Annotated in this window: 14 protein-coding genes; 4 read left to right on the top strand and 10 right to left on the bottom strand. The window is 34.0% G+C overall.

From position 1 onward, the window contains the following. Positions 1-114 precede the first annotated feature (114 nt). Entirely contained in the window at positions 115-921 is an 807-nt protein-coding gene (locus P9E47_RS02520; RefSeq protein WP_004431922.1) for a hypothetical protein, read from the top strand. Between the two features lie 94 nt (positions 922-1,015). Beyond that, positions 1,016-1,681 (top strand): hypothetical protein, encoded by a 666-nt coding sequence (locus P9E47_RS02515; RefSeq protein ID WP_004431925.1) that lies wholly within the window; start codon positions 1,016-1,018, stop codon positions 1,679-1,681. Between the two features lie 171 nt (positions 1,682-1,852). Here the strand turns inward: P9E47_RS02515 and P9E47_RS02510 are convergent, their stop codons facing one another. From P9E47_RS02510 to rfbA, 6 genes are all read right to left on the bottom strand, one after another. Continuing rightward, positions 1,853-2,374, bottom strand: coding sequence for a CotY/CotZ family spore coat protein (locus P9E47_RS02510; RefSeq protein ID WP_004431928.1), 522 nt, complete (start codon positions 2,372-2,374; stop codon positions 1,853-1,855). Positions 2,375-2,560: 186 nt separating this feature from the next. Further along, on the bottom strand, positions 2,561-3,238 hold the full coding sequence (locus tag P9E47_RS02505; RefSeq protein WP_004431932.1) for a CotY/CotZ family spore coat protein: 678 nt from the start codon (positions 3,236-3,238) through the stop codon (positions 2,561-2,563). A 229-nt stretch (positions 3,239-3,467) separates the two neighbouring features. Beyond that, positions 3,468-4,352 carry a dTDP-4-dehydrorhamnose reductase gene (gene rfbD, locus P9E47_RS02500; RefSeq protein ID WP_326162589.1) on the bottom strand — a complete coding sequence of 295 codons (885 nt, stop codon included), beginning with the start codon at positions 4,350-4,352 and terminating at the stop codon, positions 3,468-3,470. Positions 4,353-4,392: 40 nt separating this feature from the next. Further along, positions 4,393-5,361: a dTDP-glucose 4,6-dehydratase gene (gene rfbB / locus P9E47_RS02495; protein WP_326162543.1), complete on the bottom strand. Its 969-nt coding sequence runs from the start codon at positions 5,359-5,361 to the stop codon at positions 4,393-4,395. Then, positions 5,361-5,924, bottom strand: coding sequence for a dTDP-4-dehydrorhamnose 3,5-epimerase (gene rfbC, locus P9E47_RS02490; RefSeq protein ID WP_035195756.1), 564 nt, complete (start codon positions 5,922-5,924; stop codon positions 5,361-5,363). Before rfbC ends, rfbB begins: the two co-directional genes overlap by 1 nt. Continuing rightward, on the bottom strand, positions 5,921-6,796 hold the full coding sequence (gene rfbA, locus P9E47_RS02485; protein WP_004431941.1) for a glucose-1-phosphate thymidylyltransferase RfbA: 876 nt from the start codon (positions 6,794-6,796) through the stop codon (positions 5,921-5,923). The genes rfbC and rfbA overlap by 4 nt, the downstream gene beginning before the upstream one ends. Before the next feature lie 224 nt (positions 6,797-7,020). On the opposite strand from rfbA, the gene P9E47_RS02480 reads away from it, so the two are divergent. After that, positions 7,021-7,800 carry a glycosyltransferase family 2 protein gene (locus P9E47_RS02480; protein ID WP_326162541.1) on the top strand — a complete coding sequence of 260 codons (780 nt, stop codon included), beginning with the start codon at positions 7,021-7,023 and terminating at the stop codon, positions 7,798-7,800. After that, entirely contained in the window at positions 7,797-9,233 is a 1,437-nt protein-coding gene (locus P9E47_RS02475; protein WP_326162540.1) for a capsular polysaccharide export protein, LipB/KpsS family, read from the top strand. Before P9E47_RS02480 ends, P9E47_RS02475 begins: the two co-directional genes overlap by 4 nt. Before the next feature lie 89 nt (positions 9,234-9,322). On the opposite strand, the gene P9E47_RS02470 is transcribed toward P9E47_RS02475, so the two are convergent. The 4 genes from P9E47_RS02470 to pseH form a co-directional block, all read right to left on the bottom strand. Next, positions 9,323-10,108 carry an SDR family oxidoreductase gene (locus tag P9E47_RS02470; protein ID WP_326162538.1) on the bottom strand — a complete coding sequence of 262 codons (786 nt, stop codon included), beginning with the start codon at positions 10,106-10,108 and terminating at the stop codon, positions 9,323-9,325. 2 nt (positions 10,109-10,110) lie between these two features. Continuing rightward, positions 10,111-12,753: an aldo/keto reductase gene (locus P9E47_RS02465; protein ID WP_326162536.1), complete on the bottom strand. Its 2,643-nt coding sequence runs from the start codon at positions 12,751-12,753 to the stop codon at positions 10,111-10,113. 193 nt (positions 12,754-12,946) lie between these two features. After that, on the bottom strand, positions 12,947-14,002 hold the full coding sequence (pseI, locus tag P9E47_RS02460) for a pseudaminic acid synthase (protein ID WP_326162535.1): 1,056 nt from the start codon (positions 14,000-14,002) through the stop codon (positions 12,947-12,949). Next, a complete protein-coding gene (gene pseH / locus P9E47_RS02455) occupies positions 13,999-14,523 on the bottom strand; it encodes a UDP-4-amino-4,6-dideoxy-N-acetyl-beta-L-altrosamine N-acetyltransferase (protein ID WP_326162533.1) in 525 nt (174 codons plus the stop codon). Before pseH ends, pseI begins: the two co-directional genes overlap by 4 nt. Between the last annotated feature and the right edge of the window lie 2 nt (positions 14,524-14,525).

Raw genomic sequence — 14,525 nt, 5'->3', positions numbered from 1 at the left:
ACTACTAAATTTATAAAAAATAGGTTTTTGCAACATGCCAATTATACCCGGGACACATATATATAAGTACAATTGTACCTTTAGTACAAATGACATAAGGAGGATTCACGCAAAATGGAAGATAAAATGAGTAATTCTTTTTTAACAACAATGGTTGGTAAGGGAGTTAGAGCATATAAAAGCGGGCCTGAAGCATGGCATGGATTGTTATTAGCAGTTAATTCAGATCATATTGTACTTTATAATGAGAAGGATGGATATATTTACCAGAGATCAAATCATATAAAAAATGTTGTTGCCGACGATAAGGCAAATATTCAAATCGCTAATGAATTAACTCCTCATGATACAAATGAAAGTAAATTTGAAGACATACTAAGTAATCTAATCGGTGAAGAGGTCAAAATTAATCGTGGTCCTGAATCTAGAAAAGGGAGATTATTAGGGGTAAATGGAGATTATTTAGCCCTTTATGTTGAAAAAGAAGGAGTATCTTATTTTAACCTTGACCACGTAAAAAGTTTCAGCATAAAAGCAAAAGAAGATGACAAGGAAAAGGAAAGCGAAAATGATAGAGTGAATAAGGAAAATAAAGAAAAAGATAACGGCAAAATGAAAGAGAATCAAGTAGTGAGCTTCATTGACGTTAATAGCTTGAACCGACTATTTAAGTATTTAAAATATAGCTATATAATGATCAATCGCGGACCTGAAGGTGTGGAAGGAATTTTAGTTGATGTGAAGGATAATCTAATCACTTTAGTATTCCAAGATCAAGTATTACGGGTAAATAGAAACCATGTGAAGAGTATTCGGGAAAAAATGAATCAAGAAAACAGTAACGATAACAGTAATCAAAATAACAATCATTCAATTGTGTCAGCTAAAAAGAAGCAACAGGATAGAAAAAGAAAGAATTAGGCAATCAATCAAACAACCAAAATGAGTGCATTGATGAGGAAAAGTCAGTGCACTTATTTAATATCCATGAAAATTAGGAGAGGGTGGGTGGAGTTTGGAATTATTGAAAGACTTCATAAATGAACAAATTTATGTTGAAGTATCCGGAAATATTCTTCATAAAGGAATATTGATTGCATTCGGAACTGATATATTAGTTTTGTATAATGGAAAGGATTTTTTGTATATTCCAATTATTCATATCCATAAAGTAAATAAAAAAGATGATGACTCATCTGACATTAGTCCATTTGAAGGAAAATGGGATGATGATTCAAATGAAACAATATCATTTAGAAAAATATTAAATAATGCCAGGGGATTGTTTTCGGAGATTACAATCGCAAATAATCATACAATACATGGATATGTTGTGAGTGTAATGAATAATTATGTAGTATTTTACTCACCGGTTTATAGGACTGTATATATATCACTACAGCATTTGAAGTGGTTAATACCATATAAAGATCAGCAGCCACCGTATGCCCTTTCAAAGGAAAATTTGTCGGTTAATCCTTTCAACATACCACTTGCAAGGACTTTTGAGGAACAATTGAAAAGGTTCATGAATCAAATGGTCATTTTTGACCTTGGCCATGACCATAGTAAAATTGGACAATTACAAACGATCGAAAATAGTATCGTAAAATTGATTACTGCCAGGCAAATTCCATCATTTGTAAACTTACGGCATGTTAAAACGATCCATATTCCTTAATAAAAGGAAAAGGAGACTACTCAATTCAGTAGTCTCCCTTTTTACAGCTAAAAACAAAAAAAGACATCGACCTCCATCCTTTTAGGCGGAAAGTCGTGTCTTTCTGATTGTCTAGCTTCAGCTCCCAGCGGACTCGTAAACTTCGCTAAACGGTCGCTTCCGCTTTTCTTATTACATTAATGAAACGGCAGGTAAGCAAGTGATAGCACAGAAGCAGCTTAAATCAACTGTGATACAAATTCCTGTTGCTACTAGATCTTCAAGCTTTTGTCCGTCGATTTGGTCGCAAGGAGTGTCTCCATCCTTATTTTTATTGCCACCTCCACCTTGGTTGCCGTCAGCACCGAAGGCTAATAGCTCGATTACTGCACAGCAATCTTCATCAACAGTTTTTACGCGGAAGACAAAGCTTTCAATGCATTCAAACTTAGGTGCATTCATATTGTTTTTGTTACGTTGGAAGTCGATACCAAATGCCTTGAAAGGATTTAAGTCTTCGCCATAAAGAATGAATGGTACTGTATTTAAATCATTGGCTGCTGCCGGATCAAGTAAGCTTTCAATTGATCTTTCACAACTAACATCACAAACATTTTCAACTACTTCATTTTGAGCTTCAGCGATGGCTCTTATAACATCACATACACAATTACTTGTGGTCCCATGATGATGATTCCCTTTTCCACAACTCATACCTCTATCTCTCCTTTTATAATTATATATTTAATGACTATCGTCTCTACAGAATATGTATGGGTGGATGTAATGTGTGGGCAATCGTCTATTTTTATGGGAATAAAAATTAGATAATTCCCTAACCTTTTGTAAACATAAGAAAAAAGGTGAGTGTTACACGCTCACCTTTTTCAGAAAAATTTTTTAGTTCTTATGACACTTTATAATTTGGTGAATTTGGTTTGCTGTTGCCTCATCTACCATATGAGGCTTAAGGCAGGAGATGCCGCAAAAGCATGAAAGATCGACTGTAATGCATGCTCCTGTTCCAATAAATCCACTAAAGTTACAGCATAGGAAGGAGTTATGATCCGGGCATTTTAGCGGGCCATTATGAGGCTCTCCATTGCAGGTAGGCCACAATAATTCCAATACTGCACAACAATTATGGTCGACCTTTTTAACCTTGAAAAATGGACTTGAAATTAAGCAGAAGAGACCATGCTTGTCGTAAATCACTGTTTTTCCAAAGAACAGGTCGCACCCACAGGTTAAAGTAAAAGGAACTGTGTTGGCAGGTGGACAATCATTTGGTGCGAGCATCTGTCTTATGGACCTCTCACAGCTTACCTCACATTGGCACTCGTCAACCTCTTCTTGGGCCTTGAGGATTCTTCTAACAATGTTACAGATACAATTTTTATCGTCTTTACCGTCTTTATCATGTTCATCGTGGCAATGATTTTTGTTCTCATCCAAATGATGCTGGTGGCAATGATGTCTGTTTTCATCCATATGATAGTGATGATGGTGGTCATGGCTCAATTCTTCCATCCAATTTTCTTCAAATTTTTTACGGTGTTTATATTTCTTTGAACCCATTTATAAATTCCTCCTTTTATAGAATAGACGATTTTTTGTCTCTTAATATGGTATGTAGGATTGGAAAGGCTGTATGGGGAGTTGTCTACCTGATTATTTAAATGTGGTTTTTCACTAAAATGATTAATATCTCAAAAAATGTGGGGTGTCTGTGTAAGATGCCTATTCATATAATAAGGGTGTGCATATTAATATGAAGTAAATAAAGGATAGTTGGATAAATTCACAACTATCCTTCGTTTGTGTTATTGGAGAAATCTGGGGATTGTTTCCTGCCAATTTGTATAAGGAAACGATTTAAAGCATCTTGCCAATGCGGGAGAATACTAAAACTATTTATCCTCAGCCCCACATGGTCCATTACGGAATACCTTGGTCGTTTTGCTGGTCGGGAGAGTTCCTCTGTTGTACAAGGCTTTAAATTAGCTTGAATGTTGGATTGTCGAAAAATTTCCTTTGCAAATTCAAACCAGGAACAACTACCTGTATTCGATATATGGTATATTCCGTATTTATCAGAAATCATGAGCTCAACAATACTCATTGCCAGGTCAACGGTATAAGTGGGACACCCAACCTGGTCATTAATGACTGTTAGTTGTTCTGTTGTATGGTACAGTTTTAGCATTTTTTTTACGAAATTATCTCCCTCCGCCCCAAAAACCCAAGAAGTACGGACAATAAAGAATTTTGAATGGAAATCGCGAACATAGCTTTCACCAGCTAATTTAGATTGTCCATAGACATTAAGAGGGGATACTGGAGAAAATTCATGATAAGGTGTAGAAGATGAACCATCGAAGACATAGTCGGTACTTATATAGATGAGTTTAGAATGAATAGATTCAGATGCCAGAACAACATTACGTGTTCCAATCCCATTAATTAGAAAAGCACTATCTCGATCCGCCTCAGCTTTATCGACATTGGTATAAGCAGCACAATGAATGACAATATCCGGGTTAATATCGGTGATTTTACGTTTTACTTCAAGTTCATTTGTTATATCTAATTCAGACTTACCTAATCCAAAGGTTTTGTAACCTAGTGATTCTAACAGTAAAACAAGGTCTGTACCAAGCTGCCCTTTAGCTCCTGTAACTAAAACTTTAATAATATCTACTCACCTCGAAAGTGTTATTTGAATATAATAATTAACCGGTAATTAATTTTTCCCACCATCCTTGATTTTTTTTGTACCAGAGAATGGTTTCTTCTAGGCCTTCTTTGATGGAAAAGACTGGATTCCAACCTAACTCATTTTGTATTTTACTAGAGTCAATCGCATAGCGATAATCATGACCTAACCGATCTGGGACATAGGTTATCAAGCTGTGGGATCCACCTAGAATGTTAACGATGGTTTCAACAATTTCTATATTTGTCTGTTCATTGTGTCCACCTATATTATATATTTCACCTGCTATTCCTTTATGAATTACTAAATCAATAGCGGAACAATGGTCTTCGACATGCAGCCAATCGCGTATATTTTTTCCGTTTCCATAAATAGGTAATTTTTTTCCTTGAATCGTATTTATTATCATGAGTGGGATAAGTTTTTCGGGGAATTGAAAGGGACCATAATTATTTGAACATCTAGTGATATTCACATTTAATCCATACGTTTTGTGATAAGATCTTACCAATAAATCAGCACTTGCTTTACTAGCTGAATAGGGACTGTTCGGAGATAAAGGAGTGTCTTCTGTAAAATAACCGTTTTCTCCAAGAGATCCATAAACTTCATCTGTTGAAATTTGAATGAAGCGCAAACTGTAATATTTTGCTATATCTAAAAGAATTTGTGTTCCGATAATATTAGTTTTAACAAACTCTTCAGAGTTTGTAATACTCCTATCAACATGAGATTCAGCTGCAAAGTTTACGATAGTGTCAATTTTTTGTGTCATAACGATATAATTTACTAATTCTTTGTTGGTAATATCTCCTCTAACAAAGGTATAATATTTTGAATATTGAAGATTTGCTAGATTATCTAAATTACCAGCATATGTTAATTTATCAAAATTCACAATATAAGAATTAGGATGTTTTTTCAAAAAGTAATGAATAAAGTTGCTTCCTATAAAACCGGCTCCTCCTGTAACTAGTAATCTCATTAATCCGGCTCCTTTATAGAAAAATTTAAATCTGCGTATTTTAATAATGGATGTTTGCTATCTTTATCAGATAAAATAGGTGTTGTGATCGGCCAATCAATACCAATATCAGGATCATCCCATAAAATTCCACGATCATATACGGGATGATAATACTGGTCGACTTTATAACACACTGTTGTATTGGGAGCAAGTGTACAAAAACCATGTGCAAAGCCCTTTGGAACAAAAATTTGTCTATTATTATATTCGCTTAAAATTACGCCAAGCCATTGTCCAAAAGTTGGAGAATTAGTGCGGATATCTACGATTACATCAAAGATTATGCCTGAAGAAACACGGACAAGCTTTGTCTGTGCCTTGGGGTTTAGCTGGTAATGAAGTCCACGTAAAACTCCAGCTGGGTTTGATACAGACTGGTTATCTTGGACAAAATCAACTTGGATTCCCAATTGTTCAAGGGAGTTTTTATTGTAGCTTTCCATAAATTTACCCCGATGATCAATATATACTTTTGGCTCTAGGATGAAGACTTCCTGAAACTTTGTTTCTATTTTATTCATTGATCACTTCTCCTTGCCGAATCCATTAGGTATTTTCCGTAATCACTTTTCATAAAAGATATTGATAAATTATATAATTTTTCTCTTGTGATATACCCTTTTTGAAAGGCTATTTCTTCAATACAAGCAATCTTAATATTCTGGGTTTCTTCTATCACTTTTATAAATTGTGAAGCCTTAAATAGTGATTGGTGTGTTCCAGTATCAATCCAAGCATTACTGTTGCTTAATAATTTTACCGACAGTTCACCCCGTTCTAAATAAGCTTTATTAACATCTGTTATTTCAAGCTCACCCCTTGCAGAAGGATTGATACTTTTGGCGATATCAATGACTCGGTTGTCATAAAAATAAAGACCTGTTATGGCATAATTGGATTTAGGATGCTCAGGTTTTTCTTCAATAGATGTTACAGTTCCATCTTTTAAAAAATCAATAATGCCAAACCGTTTTGGGTCATTAACAAAATATCCAAATACTGTTGCACCTTTTTTCTGGTTTACAGCTTCGTTTAACAAATTTTGAAATTCATATCCATAAAAAATATTGTCGCCTAAGATTAACGCTACATTATCATTACCTATGAATTGCTCCCCAATAATGAAAGCTTGAGCAATCCCTTTTGGGGCTGGCTGTATTTCATAGCTTATAGAAATGCCTAAATCTGAACCATTGCCAAGTAGGTCCTTATAACGGGAGGTATCCTGGGGGGTAGATATAATTAGGATTTCCTTAATTCCGGCAAGCATGAGTGTTGAGAGTGGGTAATAAATCATAGGTTTATCATAAACAGGCAGCAAATGTTTAGATATGGAACAGGTTAAAGGATGTAATCTTGTTCCACTGCCACCCGCTAAAATAATTCCTTTCATTTCCGGCCTCCTTATTTTACATACAATATTATATGACACCTCTGGTATTGTATGTCCTATTCGTACCACCCGGCACAACTTTAATTAAAAAAGGCCTTTAACTAGAAGATTATTAATCTTATATTATTAGGCAATAGGAATGTACCATTAAACAACAAATTTCATAAGTTATAAGGATAATGAAAAATGGGGAGTGTTGTATTTATAAAGGGAAGGGTGGAGTAATGCCAAAGGTATCGATTATTTTAACCAGTTATAATAAACATGAATACGTTGGGGAGTCAATTAAATCAATATTAGACCAAACGTATGAGGATCTTGAATTATTTATTATGGACGATAATTCTAATGAAGAAACACTGAATAATATTAAACCATTTTTGAATGATCATAGAGTTACATTTTTTAAAAGCGAGACTCAAACAATAGATGAAAGAGTGGCGAAAACTAGATATGCAGTATTGATTAACGAAGCGCTAGAAAAAATAGAGGGAGAATATATTGCCTATGCTACAGATGATAATGTTTTCCATAAGGAAAAGATAGAGAAAATGGTAAATTACTTGGATAACAATCCAAATGTCCAGGTCGTCTATTCAGCATCTCAAACAGATTATATAAATGAGAAGGGAGAAATTACAAATTCTATCGTTAGACCTGCAAAAGCTATTCAATGGTTGGCTCCATGTGTAATTGATCATTGTTCGATTATGCATCGAAAAACAATATTACCGGTGATTCAAAAAACTTTTAATTCCATTTGGGATGAAAATCCTCAATTCTACAAAATCGGTGACGCAAGATTTTTCTGGAAGATTAATCATTTTTGGCCATTTTATCCCATTAATGAAATACTAGATTTTAACACCATTACCCCAAAATCCATCCACGCTCAAATTCAAAATGCACAGCCTAATGAATTTGCCAAAAAACTGCCGTCACAAAGAATGTGTAAGGAACTTAGAGACTCTCTGAGAGCAATGAAAAGGTTGGAGAGGAAATGAATATTTATCTAAAAAATTATTGGTCCATTTATCGTGAGTTCCTTGAAACGTTTAAGAACCTTACATTCAAAGATATACCACTTTGCCTTATGACGAACTTTTATCAACATATAGATCAATCTTTACAAACAAAAATGGAAGAAGACACATTTCCTTTATCAGATAAATACCCTGAAATGAAGTATGAAATGATTCAGCCATATTTTGATAAGTGGCTTAATAAAGGCAATTTGACATTAACCACCAAATTAAAAAATGGGAAACTATTGATCAATTCTGATTATACACGAATTCCTGCAACATGTTATCGAACATTGTTTGACCCAGAAAAAACAATCATTCTCTCTCGTTCCAATGCTGAAAAAGTAAATGGAATTCCAAATGAAACGATGAAAAAATACGAAGAGAATACAGAAGACATTTCTAATCGATTAATAAAAATTGCAAAAAGCATATTTAGAAAATTAGATAATCATCCGGCCTTTAGTAATGAGTTCTTTCAGGAAACTTTTTTGAATCGCATCCCATTGATTGTGAGAACAATCAATGCTGGACATAATCTCTTTCAAGCCCATAAAATATCCGTCATTATAGTGGGGACGACAGAAGACATTGTAAGTCGTACCCTTGCGATTGTTGGTAGAAGGTATGGAATTAAAAGTATTTGCCTTCAGCACGGCATTTTAATGGGGGAAGAAGCCTTTTTACCAGTATTTACAAAGAAAGTTGCGGTTTACGGTGAGTATGAAAAAAATTGGTATTTAAAAAGGGGGCTGACACCAGACAGGATTAGTGAAATCGGTCATCCTAAATATGATCAAATTTTTACTAGAACCACCGAAAAGAATCACTCGTTGTTCGATAAATTCAAACTTGACACGAATAAAATTACTTTATTAGTTATTACCGGGCCCAATATGGATCCCGAACGATTTACTAAACTTATAGAAAATCTAATAAAGGATTCTCGTTATCAACTGATTATAAAGCCCCATCCATGGGAAATTGGAAAACAAAAGTGTCAACTTTATTTCGATCTTGAAAAAAAATATGAATCAATTAAAGTTTGGACTATACGTGGAGGTAATTTGTACGAACTAATTGATCAAGTTGATGGAGTAATTGGCACATTATCAACTGCAATTTTAGAAAGCATTTTACTAAAAAAACCAGTATTTATTTTTAACTTTATATTTAGTAATCGAACATATGAGTATTATGATCAATTTGGAAAGCATATTCAGATTGATCCAAATCAATTATACGCGATCATTGATAAGTATTATACGGTTCCTGAGCAAAAGCAAGATTTTGAAATGACTAGAGATCGGTTTTTGGGTACCCTTTATTTAGATGGAAATTCTGGACAAAAGTTACTTTTTGAATGCTGCCAAAATGAAGATAGTAGCGTAGCTAACACACCAGAAAAATAGCTTAGTGACCTTAAAGAATAAAAGCTCCGACGCAACTTTATTCACGTCCCAAGTGCAAACTATTCACTTGGGACATATCCCAATCTTTTTTACCACGCAGTCCATCCCCCATCGACTACAATATTTTGTCCGGTCATATACGAGGATGCATCAGAAGCGAGGAATACAATCGGACCTTCTAAATCGCTGGGGCTTCCGATTCTACCTAGTGGAATTTTTTTTGAGAGATTCATAATAAATTCATCATTTTTTTGTACCGTTTTGCTTGGAAACGGACCAGGAGATATTGTATTTGCTCGAATACCCTTATTGCCATAATGACATGCAAGGTATTTTGTGAATTGGATGACAGCTGCTTTTCCAGCGCCATAATTGGCAGGGTTATTAAATCCCGAATCACCGTAAATAGATGGGTCTGGAGATACAGTACCGTACATTGATGCAATATTAATGATGTTCCCGCTTTGTTGTTTCATCATATGGGGAAGAATGGCATGGACACAATTAAAAACAGTATTTATGGAACCATCAATCCCCTTTTTCCAAATCTCCTCACTCATTTCTTCTATTTTTCCGCTTGAGCCATAGTACCCATTATTAACTAGAACGTCAATTTTTCCGAACGCTTTTATTGTAGATGAAATACATGTATTCACCGACTCAAGATTAGAGATATCTATATATTCACCAAAGCATGTTGTTTGATATTTTTCTGTTAGCTGGGCAGCAAAAGCACAATTTTTTTCTTTACTTTTGCTAGCTATAATAACAGTAGCACCATGCTTGGCTAACCCTTCTGACATCGCAGAGCCAAGATGGCCGGAACCGCCAGTGATTAAAATCGTTTTATTTTCAAGACTAAATAAATTTCTCATCATCACACCCCGTTCCATTTTCTCGGGTCAATTAGCCTCACATCATTTATGGCAAATCTTCGATAATCTACATCACTATTAGTGGTATGTTTGAATGATTGTTCAATTTCAATTAATTGTTGTAAATTGTTTACACCTACTATCCCATAATCAATTTCATTAATGGATTTAACAAATTGCAAAGCTAATTGTAGGGGGGTAAGCTGATGTTTCTCTGCTTCAAGTCTTAAATTGTTTACATAAGGAATGATATTCTTTAAGCTTGAGGGAATATTTTTAGGCTCCATTAAAATTAACCCTTGCAAAAATAATGATCGCGCATGAATTTCAATTTTTTGTTCTTTTAAAAGTTTTAGGTAATTTCCAGATATTAATCGTTGATCAAAAATATTAATTGGCACTTGAATTACATCAAGTTGATATTTTGAAAGTAACTTTTCAATATCGTTTGGCTCATATATTGAACAGCCGATTTTACTTATGACATTTTTCATTTTCAAATCTTTTAATACTTCGTAGCAGATTGGTCCATCTACATTTAATAAATCTTCTGCATGATGTATCATTAGTACTTCGAGATGATCCCTTTGTAAATTGTGTAAGGATTGATTAACTTGGTTCACTATATGTTGTTCGATATTCCTTTGATTAAAGATATTCGTTATTTTAGTGACAATTTTAAAATGATTATCACTACCGATAACATCGCCTAATTTTTTTTCGCTATCGCCATAGGCGGCTGCGGTATCTAATAATTTTATATCTTTCTGTTTTGCAAAATTCAAAATCCTTTTGACTTCAGAAAAGTTTGTTTTCCCACTTTGATTTGTAATACCATAGTCCATTCCAAATTGAACTGTGCCAAGTCCAAGTTCCATATTGGAAATTCTTGTTCGTTCATTTAATGTTTTTATTAATTCTTTATCTGATTGGAATTTAAGAGTTAAATGGCTGTTGATTTTTGCTATTTGGGGATTTTTATCTAAATATCGGAATAGATGATCGATTGAATATTCAATATTTTGTTCTTTAAAATATTTTTCAATCTCGTTAAATAGAATTAAGTCCTCTTCATAATCTAAAGTAAGTCTATAATTTCTGCACCATTTTTCCGGTAAATTGACAATATTAAGTTCGAAATGTTCAGGATTATTTTGGAAATACCATGTCATATATTCAGAATACTGCGCCTTTGGGAAATATTTCTTTACTTTTTCTAAAGCTTCTACATTTATTATTTCAATGTTTGTGCCAACAGCTGCATCTTTTCCTGTTGTATAATCGGCTCCTTTTTCGAAGTGTGATTGAAGTAAATACTGTAAAATATCATTAGATACGTATGGACAATCACCAGTAACACGGATTATTATATCTATTTTAAGTTTTCTAGCAATGCCTAAATACCGATCAATAACATCGTCTGGGTCCCCTCTATGAAAAATCACATCGTTCCTGTAAATATAATTTTCTAGTTCGTTATCCTCCACCTCAGTTGAGGTTGCTAGTATCGTATGGTTGACATTTTCGAATTTCAATACATTTTTTAAACAAAGTTCTATTGAAGCATAATCTCCAATTGGTAATAATGCTTTTCTACGAAGTCTAGTTGATTTTAATCTACAAGCAACAATTGTTGCTATATTTGCCTTTTTAAAATCTTCAAGTTTTAGTGCGTCACCACTTACCTTATCTGTAGCTAATACATTATAATTTTGGATAACATTTTCTAGTTCTTTAGTATTTAACCCACTCTTACCACAACGTTTATAAGACAATAAACTTTTTGCTACTAATTTCCCCTTTTTTACATCTTCTTTTAAAATAGGTATTTGTATCGTTTTTCTAAGATATTCTTTTTCTTTATTTGTAATAAAAGGCATCTTTAACAATTCCAAATACATCTTTTGAAGTGTAATATATCTATTGTATCGATCTACAGTGATACTAGAAAACATATCATATTTTGTTTCTAAGCTACTGTGCATGACATGTTTCTCAACAACATCAGCACCGATTAGACTAGCGATAACTGGTAAAATGACGGATTCCTCACTCTGTCCATCAACATGATCTGCGAAAACGATACGGTTGTTAAAGTTAGCTTTAATTTTGGTAATTTTCGATAATCCACTATCGCCAAGTTCAGTTGGATAACTTTGAAATCCAATTTCTATAAGAATTTCTCTCGGGTTCATCAATTTCTCGATTTCCATTACTCTTTCTTTGATCTGTTTAATATCATAAGCAGCTACATTTATGATAACTTTTTTATCGTTTAGACTTGTTTGGGATAATGCGTTCAATACGGAATAGTTAAACAAAACCGAGGCTTGTAATTTTATACCGGAGATCTTTGAGATATTATTATTTAGTATCTTAACACCGTATTCATCAAAAATATCTAACCAAATTTCCTTCGTTTGAATTGCAATGTCAATAATTCCATTCCAGTCTTCTTCTTTAATAAAGATTGACTTATAAACGTCATACCACTCATAATCTTTTGTTGCAATTTCATCATATCTAAACGGTTGGAATTTAATCCCAAAACCATCTTTATATTGGGAATATTCATCTAATAATGAATGAATATAGTCAATACTTCCACCGTGTGTGTTCGCAACTTCAATGATATTATAGACCACATTAATACCTCCTATGAATTGCAAAAGAGTCTATTTCATTAATTAGACTTGTAACTTTATCATTGCTGGTGCTTACTCATATTGTTATGTAAATAATTACAAATATATAACTTCTTTACTTTATTTACTCATGTCACATTCATGATGTTGCAGGTAGAAATAAACATAACCACCCAAGAGTGGTTATGTTATTTTAATCGGAAAATAATGACCAATCCGCAGGTGTTCCAGCTTTGATGTCTTTTCCAATTTTTTTCCCTAATAATTTATCGTAATATTTTGGTGCTAAACCGAAACCTGGTCTGATTACTCTTACATTATCTTTAGTTAAAATATCCCCAGCTTTCATGTCCTTAACAATATAAATAGATCTTCGAAATTTAAGTGAATTTTTTTCTTCATTCGTGGGGCCGTAGTTTACTTCCCCGAGTGCTTTCCATACCCGTTCGGTTTCAATAACTAGAGACTGCATTTCATTTGGCTCCATTGAAAAAGCAGAATCAATCCCTTTATCAGCACGAGAAATTGTAAAATGTTTTTCAATTAAAGTTGCACCTAATGCAACACTGCCGACGGAAACTCCAATCCCCATTGTATGGTCGGACAAGCCAACTTGACATTGAAATAATTCTCTCATGTTAGGAATCGTTAAAATATTGGTGTTTTCGGGAGAGGCAGGGTAAGTACTCGTACACTTCAAGAGAATAATATCTTTACATCCATTATCTCTGGCAGTTTGAATTGTTTCTTCAATTTCCGAAATGGTGGCCATCCCCGTTGAAATGATCATCGGTTTCCCTGTTGAAGCTACTTTTTTAATTAGAGGAATATCATTGTTTTCAAAAGAGGCAATTTTATAAGCTGGTACGTTTAAATCTTCTAAAAAATCAACAGCGGTTTCATCAAATGGTGTACTAAATGGGATCATCCCAAGTTTTAACGCTCTGTCAAATATTGGTTTATGCCACTCCCACGGAGTATGGGCTTGTTGGTATAGTGCATATAAATTATTTCCATTCCATAAACTTTTCTCGTCATTAATTTGGAAATCTGGGGTATCTAGATTGATTGTCATAGAATCTGCAGTAAAGGTTTGTATTTTTAAAGCATGAACACCCGTCATTGCTGCTACTTCAGCAATTTGTAATGCCCGCTCTAAGGACTGATTATGATTGCCTGACATTTCCGCAATAATAAAAGGGGGGTGGTTGGGTCCAATCATTCTTCCACCAAGATTAATTTCCTTCAATTTAATCCGTCCTTTCTATGATACAGCCAATCTTCTTTATCTAATTCATATCTTACGATTGGAATTGGATGCCCTTCTCGAAATAAAGTATTTCGATACTGATGATTCTGTTTAAAGCCTAGTTTTTCGTGAAACTTCATACTCTTTTTATTAAAAGAAAGAACCTCGCCAATGATTTTTTCTGCCTCTAGAATTTGGAATGCATAATCTAAAGCGAGCCTTCCCATCCATGTTCCTGCTCCTTTGGGTGCTTGTGTTTCACCAATATAAAATCCCCAGAATAAAATGTTTTTTTGTTGTGGATCCTTTTTAAAAGAAACGAGCCCCAAGGGCTTGCTTTGATATTGAACGATGCGATAATAAGCCAATTGTTCTTTAAGTATTGTTTCAAACCAATTGCAATGAGCTTCAAAAGTAATTGGTTGATCATCAAACATATTGATTCTAATAAACTCAGCATTTCTCCAGTTATGAAGCAAGTTCCTGTCTTTTTCTGACGGTGCTCGTAAATCATAACCCATGT

Source organism: Schinkia azotoformans, from assembly GCF_035811335.1.
In the GTDB taxonomy this organism is placed as follows: Bacteria; Bacillota; Bacilli; order Bacillales; family Bacillaceae_J; genus Schinkia; species Schinkia azotoformans.
This window is presented reverse-complemented; position numbering and strand designations above follow the sequence as displayed.